Annotated in this window: 12 protein-coding genes, 1 tRNA gene and 3 rRNA genes; 3 read left to right on the top strand and 13 right to left on the bottom strand. The window is 51.3% G+C overall.

From position 1 onward, the window contains the following. Positions 1-6 precede the first annotated feature (6 nt). Positions 7-756 carry a hypothetical protein gene (locus ABSH60_RS11205; protein ID WP_217204520.1) on the top strand — a complete coding sequence of 250 codons (750 nt, stop codon included), beginning with the start codon at positions 7-9 and terminating at the stop codon, positions 754-756. Between the two features lie 35 nt (positions 757-791). On the opposite strand, the gene aceK is transcribed toward ABSH60_RS11205, so the two are convergent. The 8 genes from aceK to ABSH60_RS11165 all read right to left on the bottom strand — a co-directional run bounded on the left by aceK (position 792) and on the right by ABSH60_RS11165 (position 12,246). After that, positions 792-2,513: a bifunctional isocitrate dehydrogenase kinase/phosphatase gene (aceK, locus tag ABSH60_RS11200; RefSeq protein ID WP_390973964.1), complete on the bottom strand. Its 1,722-nt coding sequence runs from the start codon at positions 2,511-2,513 to the stop codon at positions 792-794. A gap of 52 nt (positions 2,514-2,565) precedes the next feature. Continuing rightward, positions 2,566-3,888: an isocitrate lyase gene (gene aceA, locus ABSH60_RS11195; protein WP_217204522.1), complete on the bottom strand. Its 1,323-nt coding sequence runs from the start codon at positions 3,886-3,888 to the stop codon at positions 2,566-2,568. A 40-nt stretch (positions 3,889-3,928) separates the two neighbouring features. Then, positions 3,929-5,527 (bottom strand): malate synthase A, encoded by a 1,599-nt coding sequence (aceB, locus tag ABSH60_RS11190; RefSeq protein ID WP_390973962.1) that lies wholly within the window; start codon positions 5,525-5,527, stop codon positions 3,929-3,931. Between the two features lie 372 nt (positions 5,528-5,899). Further along, positions 5,900-6,829: a homoserine O-succinyltransferase gene (gene metA / locus ABSH60_RS11185; protein WP_056775984.1), complete on the bottom strand. Its 930-nt coding sequence runs from the start codon at positions 6,827-6,829 to the stop codon at positions 5,900-5,902. A 292-nt stretch (positions 6,830-7,121) separates the two neighbouring features. Continuing rightward, positions 7,122-7,237: ribosomal RNA gene (gene rrf / locus ABSH60_RS11180) — 5S ribosomal RNA — on the bottom strand. A 116-nt stretch (positions 7,238-7,353) separates the two neighbouring features. Next, a 23S ribosomal RNA gene (locus ABSH60_RS11175) occupies positions 7,354-10,262 on the bottom strand. A gap of 223 nt (positions 10,263-10,485) precedes the next feature. After that, positions 10,486-10,561: transfer RNA gene (locus tag ABSH60_RS11170), tRNA-Glu, on the bottom strand. Between the two features lie 142 nt (positions 10,562-10,703). Further along, positions 10,704-12,246, bottom strand: a 16S ribosomal RNA gene (locus ABSH60_RS11165). Together the 16S, 23S and 5S rRNA genes with 1 tRNA gene alongside form the textbook arrangement of a ribosomal RNA operon. Positions 12,247-12,929: 683 nt before the next feature. On the opposite strand from ABSH60_RS11165, the gene purH reads away from it, so the two are divergent. Further along, positions 12,930-14,519 (top strand): bifunctional phosphoribosylaminoimidazolecarboxamide formyltransferase/IMP cyclohydrolase, encoded by a 1,590-nt coding sequence (purH, locus tag ABSH60_RS11160; RefSeq protein ID WP_390973959.1) that lies wholly within the window; start codon positions 12,930-12,932, stop codon positions 14,517-14,519. Positions 14,520-14,565: 46 nt separating this feature from the next. Further along, the gene (gene purD / locus ABSH60_RS11155) at positions 14,566-15,855 is read left to right on the top strand and encodes a phosphoribosylamine--glycine ligase (protein ID WP_390973957.1); all 1,290 of its coding nucleotides are present in this window, start codon (positions 14,566-14,568) and stop codon (positions 15,853-15,855) included. 69 nt (positions 15,856-15,924) lie between these two features. Here purD and ABSH60_RS11150 read toward each other — a convergent pair whose 3' ends face one another. The 5 genes from ABSH60_RS11150 to hemE all read right to left on the bottom strand — a co-directional run bounded on the left by ABSH60_RS11150 (position 15,925) and on the right by hemE (position 19,507). Continuing rightward, positions 15,925-16,611: a DUF1481 domain-containing protein gene (locus ABSH60_RS11150; protein WP_390975741.1), complete on the bottom strand. Its 687-nt coding sequence runs from the start codon at positions 16,609-16,611 to the stop codon at positions 15,925-15,927. An 18-nt stretch (positions 16,612-16,629) separates the two neighbouring features. Then, the gene (gene hupA / locus ABSH60_RS11145) at positions 16,630-16,902 is read right to left on the bottom strand and encodes a nucleoid-associated protein HU-alpha (protein WP_013577396.1); all 273 of its coding nucleotides are present in this window, start codon (positions 16,900-16,902) and stop codon (positions 16,630-16,632) included. Between the two features lie 190 nt (positions 16,903-17,092). Next, a complete protein-coding gene (locus ABSH60_RS11140) occupies positions 17,093-17,683 on the bottom strand; it encodes a YjaG family protein (RefSeq protein ID WP_056778003.1) in 591 nt (196 codons plus the stop codon). Between the two features lie 70 nt (positions 17,684-17,753). After that, the gene (gene nfi / locus ABSH60_RS11135) at positions 17,754-18,434 is read right to left on the bottom strand and encodes a deoxyribonuclease V (RefSeq protein WP_056777999.1); all 681 of its coding nucleotides are present in this window, start codon (positions 18,432-18,434) and stop codon (positions 17,754-17,756) included. An 8-nt stretch (positions 18,435-18,442) separates the two neighbouring features. After that, on the bottom strand, positions 18,443-19,507 hold the full coding sequence (gene hemE, locus ABSH60_RS11130) for a uroporphyrinogen decarboxylase (RefSeq protein ID WP_122096977.1): 1,065 nt from the start codon (positions 19,505-19,507) through the stop codon (positions 18,443-18,445). Positions 19,508-19,512 lie beyond the last annotated feature (5 nt).

Genomic DNA, 19,512 nt, shown 5'->3' with positions numbered 1-19,512 from the left:
TTCACATTGAATCACAGAGAATTAAAATTGCTGGAAACCTATTTTTCTTTCGGACTTAAGGAAAAACATTTAGAAAGGATAAAAAAAGCCAATTCGCTAAAGTATCCTTTAATGCCAATGGAGGTTGTGTTGAACACCCCGCAAACGCCGGCAAGAAGAGATAAGATTTTCACTTTGCAACATAGCCTGGCCGAAGGTTATTCTATTACGCCTATTGAAGGATCCTCTATATTTAATCCGCCTTTAAATGGTCGCTTCTTGTTTGTTATTCTTTCCAGCAACCCTGCACAAATTTATTGCGGATTAGCTTACGACTCCATTAATCAGTTTTTAGCCTTCGAAAGTTCTGGCAGTAATAAATCTGACAGAGGCGCTGATGCAATGGGTAACGTATTTAATTCGACCACCCGGTGCGAAGTTGAAGGGCATACTTCACTGACACAATGCCAGGACGTGCTTTTTGCCGGAGACATGCTTTTCAATCATCGTACTTTAGTATCATGGAGTAACGCGAGCGGGCATTATCAACCTGCACCGGATCGCCGTCATACGAATCTCTATCCTAATATTAAGAAAATCCTTCCGGAGAGCCTTTTTAGTGCGTATGACTTTGAATGCCTGAGTACGGGCGCTGACAGACAATTTAGCTCGGCAGGTTCTGCAAGTTCGCGGGGCATGTCCGATATTTCAAGTTTTTCCTCCTTTGGCTCTCATTGCAGCAGAGCATCCAATATGAGTGATGGATATAACAGCTAAATAATCTCAGAATTTTTAATTATATATCAGGGTATTCAATGCCCTGATATATTTTTCAGACGCTGCTTTTGTCTGTAGGCATAAACATCTTCCACATGACCGCTCAGGATCCTCTGCTGGAGTCTTTGCCAGTAATCTGTTTTAAAGATATCGCCGTGTAGATTTTCCAGCACATGCCGAATGCGCGGATCAGTACACAGGAAATACCGAAACTCTTCCGGGAAAACATCTTGTGGCGCGATGCTGTACCAGGGTTCGCTGGCGAGTTCATCTTCGGGATAACGCGGTGCAGGGATATTGCGGAAATTCACTTCTGTCATATAACAAATTTCGTCGTAATCATAGAACACTACCCGTCCGTGGCGGGTGACACCGAAATTTTTAAACAACATGTCACCCGGAAAAACATTAGCCGCTGCCAGTTGTTTTATCGCGTTGCCATATTCTTCAATCATATCATACAGTTGCTGATCGCTCGCCTGTTCCAGATAGATATTCAGCGGTGTCATGCGTCTTTCAATGTAGAGATGTCGAAGCGCAATGCTGTTTCCCAGATCTTCTATTTTGGCCGGCACTTCGCGTAGTAATTCTGCCATGAGTTCAGGGCTGATATTTTTCTTCTCCAGAATAAAATGCTCGAACTCCTGGGTATCCGCCATTCGCCCCACGCGGTCGTGTTCTTTCACCAGCTGATAGCACGCCATAACCTGCGCTTCGGTGACCTCTTTTTGAGGTGAAAAACGGTCTTTAATCACCTTAAACACCCGGTCACTGCCCGGCAGGGTAAACACCAGCATCACCATTCCTTTTACGCCCGGTGCAATAATGAACGATTCATTTGTCTGCGCCATAAAGCGTAAATGCTCACGGTAACATTCGGTTTTGGCGTGCTTCTGGCAGCCGATCGCGCTGTAAAGTTCAGCGGTGGTTTTAGCGGGTAAAATCTCGCGCAACCATTCCACCAGCGTGCCCGGCTGAGGGGCATACACCATAAAATAGGAACGGGCAAAACCAAACACGATGCTGGCGTCATCGCTGCCCGTCAGGCAGGCATCGACAAATAATTCATTTTTATGGCTCAGATGTACCGGCAGCAACAGCGGAAAAGTCTGCTGATTAACGCGGATTTTTCCAATGACCCACGCCGCTTTGTTGCGGTAGAAAATTTCAGTCGCCATTTCAAGAACCGCATCTGAGAGTTCTGCCACGTCAAAACGCTGCTTCAGCACAGTGATGATTAATCCGACATCACGCCGGGCGTCTTCCCAGGGTAAACGTATCGGCAAATCATCAAGCACTTTCCCGAGGCGATCGGCGAGATGACCCTGTACCGGATACTGTCTGGCTAACGGACGCGCGCAATGTTGCGGACGGTGAACCGGCTGTTCGCTGAAAATAAAGAGTTTGTCTGCGGTCAGATCCCGATGTTTAAAGATCCGGCAGTAGACGGAATTAAAGAAACTTTCGGCAATTTCTGCCCGCGGATAGTCTGGCAGTAAACCGGAATAACAGCGCTTAACGCGGATAAGGAATGCCGCATCATAAAAATGCGGACCGGTAATGCATTTCAGCTGCGCGACCACCAGCCCGACATGATGATCATAAAGGTGGATCCGCTGTTTCATCGCCGCCTGTACAGCTGACCAGTCTGCCTGCTCGAAACGCTGCTGAGCCCCCGCAGTGACTTCCAGAAAACGGCCATACTGTGCATCGAATCCCTGCAAAATCGTCTGAGCAATCAACAACTCTATGCGCATAGTCTGGGTTCCTGAAGGCGAAATGCCCGGCTGACACCGGGCTGAAGAGAAATCAGTGAGGCGTTGGGGAAAACTGCTGTTCCTCCGTCGAACCGGTTAACGCAGTGACTGAAGAATGTCCGCCCTGAATGATGTTGGTGACCTTATCAAAGTAACCGGTCCCCACTTCCTGCTGATGCGAGGCAAAGGTATAGCCGCGCCCTATCGCCGCAAACTCCGGTTCCTGAACTTTTTCGACATAATGCTTCATGCCCTCACCCTGCGCGTAGGCATGTGCCAGATCAAACATGTTGAACCACATGCTATGGATACCCGCCAGCGTGATGAACTGGTACTGATAGCCCATCGCAGCAAGCTGATCCTGGAAGCTGGCAATGGTCTTGTCGTCGAGATTTTTCTTCCAGTTAAAGGATGGCGAACAGTTATAAGCCAGTAATTTTCCGGGGAATCTGGCGTGAATGGCGTCCGCAAAACGCCGGGCCAGCGCCAGATCTGGCGTAGAGGTTTCGCACCAGACGATGTCCGCATAAGGCGCATACGCCAGTCCGCGGCTGATCGCCTGCTCGATACCGGCATTCGTGCGGTAAAAACCTTCGTGTGTTCTCTCACCGGTAATAAACTGATTGTCATACGGGTCGCAGTCAGACGTCAGCAGATCCGCAGCGTCGGCATCGGTTCGGGCAACCAGTAGCGTCGGCACGCCAAGCACATCCGCAGCCAGACGCGCAGACACCAGTTTCTGCACCGCTTCCTGAGTCGGCACTAACACCTTGCCGCCCATATGACCGCACTTTTTCACCGCAGCAAGCTGGTCTTCAAAATGGACCGCCGCCGCACCCGCTTCAATCATGGATTTCATCAGTTCAAAGGCATTGAGTACGCCGCCAAAACCGGCTTCAGCATCGGCCACAATCGGCAGGAAATAGTCGGTATAGCCCGGCTGACCCGGTTCAATGTTATTCGACCATTGGATCTGATCTGCACGGCGGAAGGTGTTATTGATCCGCGCCACCACTTCAGGCACTGAATTCACCGGATATAACGACTGATCCGGATACATGCTGGAAGCAGTATTGGCGTCGGCGGCAACCTGCCAGCCGGAGAGATAAATGGCTTCAATACCGGCTTTTGCCTGCTGTAAAGCCTGACCGCCAGTCAACGCGCCGAGGCAGTTCACATAACCTTTGCGTGACGAGCCGTGCAATAAATTCCACAGACGGGAGGCTCCGTGCTGAGCCAGAGTACATTCCGGATTGACAGAACCGCGCAGACTGATCACTTGTGCTGCAGTGTAGGGGCGGGTGATCCCTGCCCAGCGGGGTTGTTTCCATGTTTCTTCAAGCTGCTGAATTTGCTGATTACGTGTTGTTTTCATGGCGAGTGCTCCGGTCTTTTTATAAGTAGGGTAAGAAAGATCAGGCCAGCAGCTGATAGCCCGGCAGAGTCAGGAAATCGATGAGTTCGTCCTGTGTGGTGATTTTTTCCATCAATGCAGCGGCCTGTGTGAAGCGACCGGCGCTGAAACGCTGTTCCCCCAGCTCCTGTTGGATCACCAGCATTTCCTCATTCAGCATGCGCCGGAACATCGGCTTGGTAACAAGCTGGCCATCGCTGAGCGTTTTACCGTGGTGGATCCACTGCCAGATCGAGGTGCGGGAAATTTCTGCGGTCGCCGCATCTTCCATCAGCCCGTAAATCGGCACGCAGCCGTTGCCGGAAATCCAGGCTTCGATGTACTGCACGGCCACGCGGATATTGGCGCGCATTCCCTCTTCAGTCCGCTCGCCGGAACAAGGCTCCAGCAACTGCTCTGCGGTGATACCAGCATCTTCCTCACGTAATACCTCAAGCTGATTTGAGCGATTACCCAGCACTTTATCGAACACTTCAAGCACGGTGTCAGCCAGCCCCGGATGCGCTATCCAGGTACCGTCATGCCCGTTTTTTGCCTCCAGCTCTTTGTCCGTTCTGACTTTGTTCAATACCCATTCGTTACGCCCGGCATCTTTGCTGGGAATAAATGCCGCCATTCCCCCCATCGCGAAGGCGCCGCGTCGATGGCAGGTTTTGATCAGTAATCGTGAGTAAGCGTTGAGGAAGGGCTGCGTCATGGTGACTGACTGGCGATCGGGAAGAACGCGATCGCCGTGATTTTTCAGCGTCTTGATATAGCTGAAGATGTAATCCCAGCGGCCACAATTCAGGCCAACGATGTGATCACGCAGGTGGTAAAGAATTTCGTCCATCTGAAAAACGGCGGGCAGGGTTTCAATCAGCACCGTCGCTTTGATCGTGCCGCGTGACAATCCCGCATAATCTTCGGCAAAGCTGAAGACCTTGCTCCACCAGTCAGCTTCCTGATAAGACTGCATTTTCGGCAGATAAAAATAAGGACCGCTGCCTTTTGATAACAAGGCGCGATGGTTGTGGAAAAAGTACAAAGCAAAATCAAACAGCGAACCGGGAATGGCTTCGCCCTGCCAGGTGACATGCTTTTCCGGCAGATGCAGACCCCGAACGCGGCAAATCAGCACGGCAGGGTCTGGCCTGAGCTGATAAATCTTGCCCGACTCATTGGTGTAGCTGATCGTGCCATTAACGGCGTCACGCAAGTTAATCTGCCCCTCGATGACTTTCTGCCAGTCCGGAGCCAGTGAATCTTCGAAATCCGCCATGAATACTTTTACATTGGCATTGAGCGCGTTAATGACCATTTTGCGTTCAACAGGGCCAGTGATTTCAACACGCCGGTCCTGTAAATCAGCAGGGATACTACGGATTTTCCATTCGGATTTTTTAATGGAATCAGTTTCCGAAATAAAATCAGGCAGCTCTCCCTGATCAATTCTCTGCTGTACAGCGATGCGTTCGGCCAGCAGGCGATTACGCTGTGGCGTGAAACGCATGACCAGTTCCGCAAGAAAATCGACGGCTTCCTCTGTCAGAATATGTGTTTCGTGCTCACCAAAACGGCGTGTGAAGCCAAGCTGACTGCGGATAATTTGCTCTGACATCGCTATTCTCCTGATTTATCTGCTTAATCTGCCAGACCGCCTCACTTAGCAGATACTTTTAGGGTAGAAAACAATCCAGCGTCGTCAGATGCAACGTTTGACGATTTGGCTCTGGTTATTTATTGCCCGATAGATTTAAGCGTAATCAGGATTTCCACAAAATCAAAAACGATTTCCATTTTATTTTAAATATAAATAATTTGTATTTATGATCAATAAGATATGAAGAAAATTAATTTTCAAAAAATGATAATGAATTTCGTAATTGCATATGGAATATGACGAAGGGGGATTTCTTAGAAGGGATAAATCTGGCAGACGTTGAAATGGAACAGACGATCGCGGGGATCGTCTGTCAGAACGTGCAAAGTATTACTCGAGGGTAGGGTTCATCTGGCGAAGATCAAACGGTGTGATTTGATAAACGTAGTAATTCAACCAGTTAGTGAAGAGCAAATGCCCGTGGCTACGCCAGGTCGCTTTAGGAGAGAGCTCTACATTATCCTGCGGGAAATAGTTATAGGGCATATCGGGAGAAAGACCGGCCGCGACATCTCGCAGATATTCACCGGCCAGCGTGCCTGCATCATATTCAGGATGGCCTGTAACGAACGCCATACGCTTATCTTTCGTCGCGAAAAGGTAAGCACCCGCTTCCTCTGACTCCGCCAGTATGTCGAGATCTGTGTACTGACGCAGCACATCTGCCGGAAAATCAGCATAGCGTGAATGTGGAGCCAGGAAGGTTTCATCAAACCCGCGGGTGAGCAGTGCGACAGATTGCAACGTCTGGTGCGGATATACGCCCGAGAGCTTGGTTTCACGGGTCATCTTGGGTATGTCGTACAACACATTTAAAGCAGCCTGAACGGCCCAGCAGACAAACAGCGTTGACGTGACATGTTCTTTTGCCCAATGAATAACCCGTTCAATCTCAGGCCAGTAAGCTACATCACAAAAATCGACCAGACCAAGAGGTGCGCCCGTGACGATCAGACCATCATAATTGTCATGCTGGATATCTTCGAAATCACAGTAGAAATTATTCAAATGCTCGGCGGGTGTATTTTTTGACTCGCGGCTGTCGATACGCAGCAGCTGCACATCTATCTGCAATGGAGAGTTGGAAAGCAGCCGCAAAAACTGATTTTCAGTCTCAATTTTTTTCGGCATCAGGTTGAGAACCAGCACCTTAAGAGGACGGATTTCCTGGGTTTTCGCACGTGAAGAGGTCATGACAAAGACATTCTCATTGCGCAGGAAATTAACGGCTGGTAAATCATCTGGAACCCGGATCGGCATAACAACTTCCTCACTGCATCCATTTATACGTTTAGACTTCTAGACAGCCGAAGATAACGGTTTTTTGAATCAATGTCGAGCCTGCATCCGGTAAGTGAAAATGTTTCAGCTTAGGTTATTAATTTAGAGGATCTGGTTATAAAGAAAGGAAAATAAGGGGCGGAGAGAGATAAAAAGAATGCTTCAGGATGTCAATTTATGCGGGTAATTGAACAATTAATGAACACGATTACTCAAATTCCACACAGCAAAAAGCCCTGTACGTCAGTACAGGGCTTTCCACTTGTTTGATGCCTGGCAGTTCCCTACTCTCGCATGGGGAGACCCCACACTACCATCGGCGCTACGGCGTTTCACTTCTGAGTTCGGCATGGGGTCAGGTGGGACCACCGCGCTAGTGCCGCCAGGCAAATTCTGTTTCATCCATAACGCGCACCTTAAGTCAGGCTTGCACTACGAACCAATCTCGGAACATTCAGCTGAAAATCTACTTCAGAGCCACTCTAAAACACCTTTGGTGTTGTAAGGTTAAGCCTCTCGGGTCATTAGTACTGGTTAGCTCAATGCATCGCTGCACTTACACACCCAGCCTATCAACGTCTTAGTCTTAAACGTCCCTTCAGGTGGCTTAAAGCCACAGGGAAGACTCATCTCGAGGCAAGTTTCGCGCTTAGATGCTTTCAGCGCTTATCTTTTCCGCATTTAGCTACCGGGCAATGCCATTGGCATGACAACCCGAACACCAGTGATGCGTCCACTCCGGTCCTCTCGTACTAGGAGCAGCCCCTCTCAATCTTCCAACGCCCACGGCAGATAGGGACCGAACTGTCTCACGACGTTCTAAACCCAGCTCGCGTACCACTTTAAACGGCGAACAGCCGTACCCTTGGGACCTACTTCAGCCCCAGGATGTGATGAGCCGACATCGAGGTGCCAAACACCGCCGTCGATATGAACTCTTGGGCGGTATCAGCCTGTTATCCCCGGAGTACCTTTTATCCGTTGAGCGATGGCCCTTCCATTCAGAACCACCGGATCACTATGACCTACTTTCGTACCTGCTCGAGCCGTCACTCTCGCAGTCAAGCTAGCTTATGCCATTGCACTAACCTCACGATGTCCGACCGTGATTAGCTAACCTTCGTGCTCCTCCGTTACTCTTTAGGAGGAGACCGCCCCAGTCAAACTACCCACCAGACACTGTCCTCACCCCGGATTACGGGGCCGAGTTAGAACATCAAACATTAAAGGGTGGTATTTCAAGGTTGGCTCCACGCAGACTGGCGTCCACGCTTCAAAGCCTCCCACCTATCCTACACATCAAGGCTCAATGTTCAGTGTCAAGCTATAGTAAAGGTTCACGGGGTCTTTCCGTCTTGCCGCGGGTACACTGCATCTTCACAGCGAGTTCAATTTCACTGAGTCTCGGGTGGAGACAGCCTGGCCATCATTACGCCATTCGTGCAGGTCGGAACTTACCCGACAAGGAATTTCGCTACCTTAGGACCGTTATAGTTACGGCCGCCGTTTACCGGGGCTTCGATCAAGAGCTTCGCATTGCTGCTAACCCCATCAATTAACCTTCCGGCACCGGGCAGGCGTCACACCGTATACGTCCACTTTCGTGTTTGCACAGTGCTGTGTTTTTATTAAACAGTTGCAGCCAGCTGGTATCTGCGACTGGCTTCAGCTCCGGGAGCAAGTCCCTTCACCTACGCGCCAGCGTGCCTTCTCCCGAAGTTACGGCACCATTTTGCCTAGTTCCTTCACCCGAGTTCTCTCAAGCGCCTGAGTATTCTCTACCTGACCACCTGTGTCGGTTTGGGGTACGATTTCGTGTTACCTGGAGCTTAGAGGCTTTTCCTGGAAGCATGGCATCAACTACTTCACCACCGTAGTGGCTCGTTATCACGCCTCAGGGTTAGTATGTAACCGGATTTACCAAGTCACACCCCCTACACGCTTGAACCGGGACAACCGTCGCCCGGCTAGCCTAGCCTTCTCCGTCCCCCCTTCGCAGTAACACCAAGTGCTGGAATATTAACCAGCTTCCCATCGACTACGCTTTTCAGCCTCGCCTTAGGGGTCGACTCACCCTGCCCCGATTAACGTTGGACAGGAACCCTTGGTCTTCCGGCGTGCGGGTTTTTCACCCGCATTATCGTTACTTATGTCAGCATTCGCACTTCTGATACCTCCAGCAACCCTCACAGGTCACCTTCGACGGCTTACAGAACGCTCCCCTACCCAACAACGCCTAAGCGTCGCTGCCGCAGCTTCGGTGCATGGTTTAGCCCCGTTACATCTTCCGCGCAGGCCGACTCGACCAGTGAGCTATTACGCTTTCTTTAAATGATGGCTGCTTCTAAGCCAACATCCTGGCTGTCTATGCCTTCCCACATCGTTTCCCACTTAACCATGACTTTGGGACCTTAGCTGGCGGTCTGGGTTGTTTCCCTCTTCACGACGGACGTTAGCACCCGCCGTGTGTCTCCCGTGATAACATTCTTCGGTATTCGTAGTTTGCATCGAGTTGGTAAGCCGGGATGGCCCCCTAGTCGAAACAGTGCTCTACCCCCGAAGATGAGTTCACGAGGCGCTACCTAAATAGCTTTCGGGGAGAACCAGCTATCTCCCGGTTTGATTGGCCTTTCACCCCCAGCCACAAGTCATCCGCTAATTTTTCAACATTAGTCGGTTCGGTCCTCCAGTTAGTGTTACCCAACCTTCAACCTGCCCATGGCTAGATCACCGGGTTTCGGGTCTATACCTTGCAACTTGACGCCCAGTTAAGACTCGGTTTCCCTACGGCTCCCCTATACGGTTAACCTTGCTACAAAATATAAGTCGCTGACCCATTATACAAAAGGTACGCAGTCACCCAACAAAGTAGGCTCCCACTGCTTGTACGTACACGGTTTCAGGTTCTATTTCACTCCCCTCGCCGGGGTTCTTTTCGCCTTTCCCTCACGGTACTGGTTCACTATCGGTCAGTCAGGAGTATTTAGCCTTGGAGGATGGTCCCCCCATATTCAGACAGGATGTCACGTGTCCCGCCCTACTCATCGAACTCACAATGCATGCATTTTTGTGTACGGGACTATCACCCTATACTGTGCGACTTTCCAGACGCTTCCACTAACACATACGCTGATGTTGGTTCTGGGCTCTTCCCCGTTCGCTCGCCGCTACTGGGGGAATCTCGGTTGATTTCTTTTCCTCGGGGTACTTAGATGTTTCAGTTCCCCCGGTTCGCCTTGCATGGCTATGTATTCACCATGCAATAGTGTGTCGAAACACACTGGGTTTCCCCATTCGGGTATCGTCGGTTATAACGGTTCATATCACCTTACCGACGCTTTTCGCAGATTAGCACGCCCTTCATCGCCTCTGACTGCCTAGGCATCCACCGTGTACGCTTAGTCGCTTAACCTCACAACCCGAAGGTGTCTTAAAGACATCGTCGCGCTGCGATTATTTGAGAGACTCTGTTACAGACTAATCCACCACTCAGTACTTCTACGGAGAGTGATGTTCAGCTGTAAACTTTCAATTTTCAGCTTGTTCCAGATTGTTAAAGAGCAATATCTTAAACACGACTCGTTAAAGTCATCTTTAAGATATTCGGTGATAATGTCTTTCACACATTATCGGAGTGGCGTCCCCAAGGGGATTCGAACCCCTGTTACAGCCGTGAAAGGGCAGTGTCCTAGGCCTCTAGACGATGGGGACACGAAAAATCCGCACCAGACCACGCCGTGGTTTGGCACTTTTCGCATCAGCGTAAGGTTGCCCTTACCGCATCAACAGGTGCTCTTGCTCATTAATTTCATCAGACAATCTGTGTGGACACTGCACAATGCGTATCTTTAGGTAAGGAGGTGATCCAACCGCAGGTTCCCCTACGGTTACCTTGTTACGACTTCACCCCAGTCATGAATCACAAAGTGGTAAGCGCCCTCCCGAAGGTTAAGCTACCTACTTCTTTTGCAACCCACTCCCATGGTGTGACGGGCGGTGTGTACAAGGCCCGGGAACGTATTCACCGTAGCATTCTGATCTACGATTACTAGCGATTCCGACTTCATGGAGTCGAGTTGCAGACTCCAATCCGGACTACGACATACTTTATGAGGTCCGCTTGCTCTCGCGAGTTTGCTTCTCTTTGTATATGCCATTGTAGCACGTGTGTAGCCCTACTCGTAAGGGCCATGATGACTTGACGTCATCCCCACCTTCCTCCGGTTTATCACCGGCAGTCTCCTTTGAGTTCCCACCATTATGTGCTGGCAACAAAGGATAAGGGTTGCGCTCGTTGCGGGACTTAACCCAACATTTCACAACACGAGCTGACGACAGCCATGCAGCACCTGTCTCAGAGTTCCCGAAGGCACTAAGCTATCTCTAGCGAATTCTCTGGATGTCAAGAGTAGGTAAGGTTCTTCGCGTTGCATCGAATTAAACCACATGCTCCACCGCTTGTGCGGGCCCCCGTCAATTCATTTGAGTTTTAACCTTGCGGCCGTACTCCCCAGGCGGTCGACTTAACGCGTTAGCTCCGGAAGCCACGCCTCAAGGGCACAACCTCCAAGTCGACATCGTTTACAGCGTGGACTACCAGGGTATCTAATCCTGTTTGCTCCCCACGCTTTCGCACCTGAGCGTCAGTCTTTGTCCAGGGGGCCGCCTTCGCCACCGGTATTCCTCCAGATCTCTACGCATTTCACCGCTACACCTGGAATTCTACCCCCCTCTACAAGACTCTAGCTTGCCAGTTTCAAATGCAGTTCCCAAGTTAAGCTCGGGGATTTCACATCTGACTTAACAAACCGCCTGCGTGCGCTTTACGCCCAGTAATTCCGATTAACGCTTGCACCCTCCGTATTACCGCGGCTGCTGGCACGGAGTTAGCCGGTGCTTCTTCTGCGAGTAACGTCAATGTACAGTGCTATTAACACTGAACCCTTCCTCCTCGCTGAAAGTGCTTTACAACCCTAAGGCCTTCTTCACACACGCGGCATGGCTGCATCAGGCTTGCGCCCATTGTGCAATATTCCCCACTGCTGCCTCCCGTAGGAGTCTGGACCGTGTCTCAGTTCCAGTGTGGCTGGTCATCCTCTCAGACCAGCTAGGGATCGTCGCCTAGGTGAGCCATTACCCCACCTACTAGCTAATCCCATCTGGGCACATCCGATGGCGTGAGGCCCGAAGGTCCCCCACTTTGCTCTTGCGAGGTCATGCGGTATTAGCTACCGTTTCCAGTAGTTATCCCCCTCCATCAGGCAGTTTCCCAGACATTACTCACCCGTCCGCCGCTCGTCACCCAGAGAGCAAGCTCTCCTGTGCTACCGCTCGACTTGCATGTGTTAGGCCTGCCGCCAGCGTTCAATCTGAGCCATGATCAAACTCTTCAATTAAAAGTTCGATTTGCTTAAACACGTTAAGCGGTGCTCAAAAATTAACTTTCGTAATAATTCACTAAAATGAATTACTGCTTGGTCACTCTTTAAGACTTGATATTTTTTGCCACCGAGGTGGCTGATATCGTCTTGTGAGTGCCCACACAGATTGTCTGATAAATTGTTAAAGAGCAGTGAGTTACGCGCTTTCGCTTGCTAACTCGAGGTGGCGTATATTACGCTTTCCTCATTCAGTGTCAACCGTTTATTTCATCCGGTCATCACTGCTTTTAATATTTCCGACCCGGTTACTTCGTGATGTTGTTCACGTTGTTCCCTGTCGATGGAGCGGCATTATAGGGAGTTCTGAGCAGGCCGCAAGAGGTAATTTTAAGAAAAAACACCGTTTGCTGCATTACACAGCAAACACACTGCTTATACCGTCTTTTGCACAGATTTATCCACAGAGGCACAGGAATCTCAAATTTTGCGAGCGTCGCGCAATCGTTTTCGCTACAATTTCGCGCGTCAGTTTTCATTGCCCTTTACGGGTGATAAATGAAAAGTCAGTCGCCGAAGGGAAGTTATCTGAGTTCAATCCCGCGTTTTTCTGCGAATTGCTCTATATAGAGAGAAGAAAAGCATCATTGCATTCAGATAACGCTCTTTACTGCGACTCCAAAGCCAAGGATATAACCACCATGCAACAATCTCGTCCAATCCGCCGCGCCCTGCTCAGTGTTTCTGACAAAGCCGGTATCGTAGAATTCGCCCAGGCCCTGTCTTCGCGTGGTGTTGAATTGCTTTCCACTGGCGGTACCGCCAGCCTGTTGGCTAAAGCCGGTCTGCCAGTCACTGAAGTGTCTGACTACACGGGTTTCCCGGAAATGATGGATGGACGCGTCAAAACCCTGCACCCGAAAGTACACGGTGGGATCCTCGGTCGTCGCGGGAAAGATGATGAAATTATGGCGCAGCATTCTATTGCGCCAATCGACATGGTGGTCGTTAATCTTTATCCGTTCGCACAAACCGTCGCGCGCCCGGACTGTTCACTGGAAGATGCCGTAGAAAACATTGATATCGGCGGCCCGACCATGGTTCGCTCAGCAGCAAAGAACCATAAAGATGTGGCGATCGTAGTAAAAAGCAGTGACTACGATGCTGTCATTGCCGAGATGGATGCCAATGGCAGCTCGCTGACGCTGGCGACCCGTTTCAATCTGGCGATTAAAGCCTTCGAGCATACGGCTTCTTACGACGGCATGATTGCGAACTACTTCGGCACAATGGTCCCGGCTTATCACGGCGATACTGAATCAGCTTCCGGCCAGTTCCCGCGCACGCTGAATCTTAGCTATATAAAGAAACAAGATATGCGTTATGGCGAGAACAGCCACCAGAACGCTGCCTTCTATATAGAAGAGAACGTCAGTGAAGCGTCGGTTGCTACCTCGACTCAGCTTCAGGGCAAGGCGCTTTCCTATAACAACATTGCGGATACCGACGCAGCTCTGGAATGCGTGAAAGAATTTTCGGAGCCCGCCTGCGTTATCGTTAAACATGCCAACCCTTGCGGCGTGGCTGTCGGCAACAACATTCTGGCCGCTTACGAGCGCGCCTATCAGACTGACCCGACATCGGCTTTCGGCGGCATTATTGCCTTTAACCGCGAACTGGATGCTGAAACGGCAAAAGCCATCATCAGCCGTCAGTTTGTGGAAGTGATCATCGCGCCATCCGTCAGTGCCGACGCACTCGCTTTGACCGCCGCGAAACAAAACGTCCGCGTGCTGACCTGCGGCCAGTGGCAAGATCGCCAGAATGCGCTCGACTTCAAACGTGTTAACGGCGGCCTGCTGGTTCAGGATCGTGATTTGGGTATGGTTGAAGCGGCCGATCTGCGCGTGGTATCTGAGCGCCAGCCGACTGAGCAGGAACTGACAGATGCGCTGTTTTGCTGGAAGGTGGCAAAATTCGTCAAATCCAACGCCATTGTTTATGCGCGTGACAAAATGACCATCGGTATCGGCGCTGGGCAGATGAGCCGCGTTTACTCCGCCAAAATTGCCGGTATTAAAGCCGCCGATGAAGGTCTGGAAGTTGCCGGTTCCGTAATGGCCTCCGACGCTTTCTTCCCGTTCCGCGACGGGATCGATGCCGCAGCAGCCGTCGGCATTACCTGCGTTATCCAGCCAGGTGGTTCTATCCGTGACGATGAAGTGATCGCTGCGGCTAACGAACACGGCATTACGATGCTGTTTACCGATATGCGCCACTTCCGTCATTAATTTTCTTTTAGCGGGTGCGATGCGCCCGCTCATCCGGAGTCTTCGAATGAATATTTTAATTATCGGTAACGGCGGGCGTGAACATGCACTGGCATGGAAGGCATCGCAGTCACCTCTGGCTGATAAAGTCTTTGTGGCACCTGGTAACGCCGGTACCGCACTGGAACCGTTGCTGGAAAATGTTGATATTGCCGCTACGGATATCGCAGGATTACTGGCCTTCGCTCAAAGCAATGATGTCGGCCTGACCATTGTCGGCCCTGAAGCGCCGCTGGTCATCGGTGTCGTGGATGCTTTCCGCGCCGCGGGTCTGAAAATCTTTGGCCCGACGCAGGAAGCTGCGCAGCTTGAAGGCTCTAAAGCTTTCACCAAAGATTTCCTGGCTCGCCACAACATTCCAAGCGCTGATTATCAGAACTTCACCGACATCGAACCTGCGCTGGCTTACCTGCGCAGCAAAGGCGCGCCGATTGTTATCAAAGCCGACGGTCTGGCCGCAGGTAAAGGTGTCATTGTGGCAATGACACTGAAAGAAGCCGAAGACGCCGTTCACGACATGCTGGCAGGAAATGCTTTCGGTGATGCAGGCCATCGCATCGTTATTGAGGAATTCCTCGACGGCGAAGAGGCCAGTTTCATCGTCATGGTCGACGGTTCCAATGTATTGCCGATGGCTACCAGTCAGGATCACAAACGCGTGGGTGATGGCGACAGCGGCCCGAACACCGGCGGAATGGGGGCCTATTCTCCGGCGCCCGTCGTGACGGACGAAATCCATCAGCGTGTCATGGATCAGGTGATCTGGCCAACGGTTCGCGGTATGGCGGCGGAAAACAACACGTACACCGGTTTTCTGTATGCAGGTCTGATGATCTCCGCTGACGGCCAGCCGAAAGTGATCGAATTCAACTGCCGTTTCGGCGATCCGGAAACACAACCGATCATGTTACGTCTGCGCTCGGATCTGGTGGATCTTTGTCTGGCGGGTGCAGAAGGTCGTCTGGGCGATAAAACCTCCGAGTGGGACCCGCGTCCTTCTCTCGGGGTTGTACTGGCCGCCGGCGGTTATCCGGGTGACTATCAGAATGGCGAAGTGATCCACGGTCTGCCACTGGAAGAAGTGCCGGACGGCAAAGTCTTCCATGCGGGAACCCGGTTGCAGGATGAGCGCGTAGTGACCAGCGGTGGCCGCGTGCTGTGTGTCACGGCTTTGGGTAAAACCGTGGAAGCCGCTCAGCAGCGTGCGTATGACCTAGCGAAAGGTATCCAATGGGAAGGCAGCTTCTGCCGTAAAGATATTGGTTATCGCGCGATTGACCGCGAGCGTAATCAGTAAACCTCTGTCGCAGCAAGATGATCAAAAAAGGCACGCTTCGGCGTGCCTTCTCTTTTATTGCCAGGGAAATCAGAGATCAGACTCTTTCGGCTCCCAGCTGCAGAAATCTTCATTGGCCACTAACAGCAATTCATTTCCTTCCGGCGCAGTCAGCCAGGCTAACCCGAGTTGATCGTTACTGCGACTGGCACGTTTTGCCAGCCAGACCTGCGAGCGAACCGTCAGTGTCGGTGTCACCTTCTCGCCCGCGCAGGTGGTTATTACACCCTGACGCCAGCGGGCCTGCACCAGCCGGACATTCCCGGCCTGCAGTGCGCTACTCACATCGAGAATTTTAGCCGCTTCGTATTTATAGCGTTCGATGTCATCTGAGGATAATTTTTCACGTCGCTCAGGAAGTTGACGCTGCATAAAGCTGACATTGCCGCCCTCATCGAAACGAAGCATCACGCCCAAATCAGTTTTGGTCGCATGCGTTTCTTTCACAAGGTGAACTTGCCCCTCCTGAAATTCATACCGTGTGATGATCGTATCGCCGCCAAAATAGGGGCTGTAGACATTGAGAATGGTTTGGGGCTGGTTCTGGGCATTGTTTTCGCGCCATACACGGTTAATACCCTGATCGGCAACATAGCCACTGGCGAAGAACTGCGGGGTCGTGTCTTTTGAACTGCAACCCACCAGACTAAGAACCAGTAAACCTGCTACCAGCCTGGGGGTGATAAACTGAAGGGGCTTCAGAGCCCCTCCGCTTATTCTTTTCACTGCAAGCAATTACTTAACAGCGTCTTTCAGAGCTTTACCAGAAACGAACGCAGGCACGTTGGCAGCTGCGATTTTGATTTCTTTACCAGTCTGTGGGTTACGACCAGTACGCTCGTTACGATGATTTACCTTGAAAGTCCCGAAACCAACCAATTGTACAGCATCACCTTCTTTCAGAGACTCGGTAATAGCAGACAGAGTAGATTCAAGAGCAACTTTGGCCTGTGCTTTGGAAAGATCAGCTTTGTCCGCAATTACATCAATCAGTTGAGTCTTGTTCATAAGTTATCCTTTACAGTGTGTTTATCGTTTGCAAAGCATCGAGTGCGACGGATATGCCGATTGACAGCACCCTCCTGCATACACGCACCGATAGCCACTTTTTTTACGCACCCCAAATGTAGACCAGACAGGGTGCGGATGTGAAGCCTTAAGGCACGACAAATCAGGCGTTAAATCACGTTTTCTTGCCTTATTGCGCTAAATTTATGCCAATGTTACTGACAGCGGCTTCACGCAGGTCAGAACGTAACCCTTTTATTAATTCCAGGTCACGCTCCTCACAGTCAGCCAACAGGCGAAAAATCTCCCATTGGATGTCCCATTCTTCTTCAACAGCAGGAATGACTTTAAGCTCTTCATCGGTCATTTCTTTACCGGCCTGAGTCATTTCCAGCATCGCGACAGTACGAATTGACGTCTCACTGACGGCAACCGCGTGAGACAGCGTTTCGCCACTCAGACGCGAATGAATTAACTCGCCCAGAGCGATACACGCATCAATGGCCGGATACACCCCATAGATGTCGTAATCGTCGGAAGAAGGCACGGCCTCCTCCAGTTTTTCGAGCTGTGAGTCAAAATTGACCTTGGCGTCTTTCACCACCAGCGTTTCCCAGATTAAATCCAGGATGCGGCGGTAAACCTGCGGCTCACCAAACCCGGTTTCCAGGCAAAATGCCTGATAGTTCGGGTACATGCGCTCACACAAGCTCGCCATAAACGTCACGTGTTGCCAGCTTTCCAGCTTTTCGAGACGTAAATGAATTGGATTACGTAACATGAGTTGATCTCGTTAACTTTTCTGCGCGGGAGTTTACCTGAAATTAATCAATATCCCTATTCCTTGATTCCTAAAGATCATCACTCAACCGTTGCCAGCGTTGAAACGCTGCACGATTTGACGCCACGGCATCCGCCCAACGCGTAGGCTCCGGCAAACGATATTGCCGCATGCAATGCTCGACCCAATAACGCGCCGATTCCATGCTGATGCGATGACCCGGAGAGATGAACAATGGATTACAGCGTAGCTTACTGCGCCAGACCCAGCCAATCTGTTCATCCCCGTCGTACAACGCCTGATGGCTGTGCAATGCCTCACCGAGGGGCAGAGACTTACCGCATAACCGGCTTTTCGCGACACCAATCGTCGGCACGTCGATCATCAGGCCAAAATGACTGGCCACGCCCAGACGGCGAGGATGTGCGATCCCCTGACCATCCACCATCACCAAATCGGGGCGTGAGCTGATTTGCTGCCAGGCCTGGAGTAATGCGGGAAGTTCACGGAAGGAGAGGAAACCAGGGATATACGGCATGACCGTCGGGATGCGGGCAATCTGATATTCCACCAGCTCAAGCGTTGGGTAACTCAGAACCGCCACCGCAGCGCGGGTGACTTCACCGCCCTGTTCGAAGCCGACGTCTACACCGGCGATCAGCGCCGGTGTGGTGAAACCAGGAGGATCCTGCAGTTCGATCTGATCTGCGAGGATCCGTTGCTCTTCACGTAATGCGCGGGTATCGATCATCCGGGATCTTACTCGTGATACTGACGGGACAAGCTGTGTACCGCTTCCACGAAAGCGCCGGCATTTTCCGGCGGCACATCCTGATGGATGCCGTGACCCAGATTAAACACGTGACCATTACCTTTGCCGAAGCCTGCCAGAATAGTCTCCACTTCCTGCTCGATGCGCACTGGTGAGGCATACAGCATGGAAGGATCCATATTGCCCTGAATCGCCACTTTATCGCCCACACGGCGGCGTGCATCGGCAATATCCGTTGTCCAGTCCAGACCCAGCGCATCACAACCTGTTGCGGCCATCGCTTCCAGCCACTGACCGCCGCCTTTGGTGAACAGCGTCACGGGCACGCGACGACCTTCGTTTTCACGGATCAAACCATCAACGATTTTATGCATATAGTTAAGGGAGAATTCACGGTAATCGCGTGGCGTCAGCACACCGCCCCAGGTGTCAAAGATCATCACCGACTGCGCGCCCGCTTTAATCTGGGCGTTGAGGTAAAGGATGACGCTGTCGGCAACTTTATCCAGCAGCAAATGCATGGTCGCCGGATCGGCATACATCATCTTTTTGATTTTAGTGAAAGCTTTGCTGCTGCCACCTTCAACCATATATGTCGCCAGCGTCCACGGACTGCCGGAGAAACCGATAAGCGGGACTTCACCTTTAAGGTTTTTACGGATGGTGCGCACGGCGTTCATCACGTAGCCCAGTTCCATTTCAGGATCGGGGACCGGCAGCTTTTCGACATCGGCACGGTTGGTCAGCGGAGAAGAAAAACGCGGGCCTTCACCGGCTTCGAAATACAACCCTAACCCCATCGCATCAGGAATGGTCAGGATGTCGGAGAACAGAATGGCCGCATCCAGCGGATAGCGGCGCAGCGGCTGCAAGGTCACTTCACAAGCCAGCTCCGCATTCTTGCACAGCGACATAAAATCACCGGCCACGGCACGGGTTTCTTTATATTCTGGCAAATAGCGGCCTGCCTGACGCATCATCCATACCGGCGTGATGTCCACCGGTTGACGTAACAGGGCGCGCAGGTAACGGTCATTTTTCAACTCATTCATTCTGG

The sequence above is a fragment of the Rahnella sp. R3(2024) genome (assembly GCF_042920125.1).
Taxonomy (GTDB): Bacteria; Pseudomonadota; Gammaproteobacteria; order Enterobacterales; family Enterobacteriaceae; genus Rahnella; species Rahnella rivi.
Note: the sequence above shows the minus strand (reverse complement) of the source record. Positions and strands in the feature narration are given on the sequence as shown.

Excerpts from the sequence above, each read along its gene's own strand:
- aceK (WP_390973964.1), bottom strand. The coding sequence starts at position 2,513 with ATGCGCATAGAGTTGTTGATTGCTCAGACGATTTTGCAGGGATTCGAT.
- aceA (WP_217204522.1), bottom strand. The coding sequence starts at position 3,888 with ATGAAAACAACACGTAATCAGCAAATTCAGCAGCTTGAAGAAACATGG.
- aceB (WP_390973962.1), bottom strand. The coding sequence starts at position 5,527 with ATGTCAGAGCAAATTATCCGCAGTCAGCTTGGCTTCACACGCCGTTTT.
- metA (WP_056775984.1), bottom strand. The coding sequence starts at position 6,829 with ATGCCGATCCGGGTTCCAGATGATTTACCAGCCGTTAATTTCCTGCGC.
- purH (WP_390973959.1), top strand. The coding sequence starts at position 12,930 with ATGCAACAATCTCGTCCAATCCGCCGCGCCCTGCTCAGTGTTTCTGAC.
- purD (WP_390973957.1), top strand. The coding sequence starts at position 14,566 with ATGAATATTTTAATTATCGGTAACGGCGGGCGTGAACATGCACTGGCA.
- hupA (WP_013577396.1), bottom strand. The coding sequence starts at position 16,902 with ATGAACAAGACTCAACTGATTGATGTAATTGCGGACAAAGCTGATCTT.
- ABSH60_RS11140 (WP_056778003.1), bottom strand. The coding sequence starts at position 17,683 with ATGTTACGTAATCCAATTCATTTACGTCTCGAAAAGCTGGAAAGCTGG.
- nfi (WP_056777999.1), bottom strand. The coding sequence starts at position 18,434 with ATGATCGATACCCGCGCATTACGTGAAGAGCAACGGATCCTCGCAGAT.
- hemE (WP_122096977.1), bottom strand. The coding sequence starts at position 19,507 with ATGAATGAGTTGAAAAATGACCGTTACCTGCGCGCCCTGTTACGTCAA.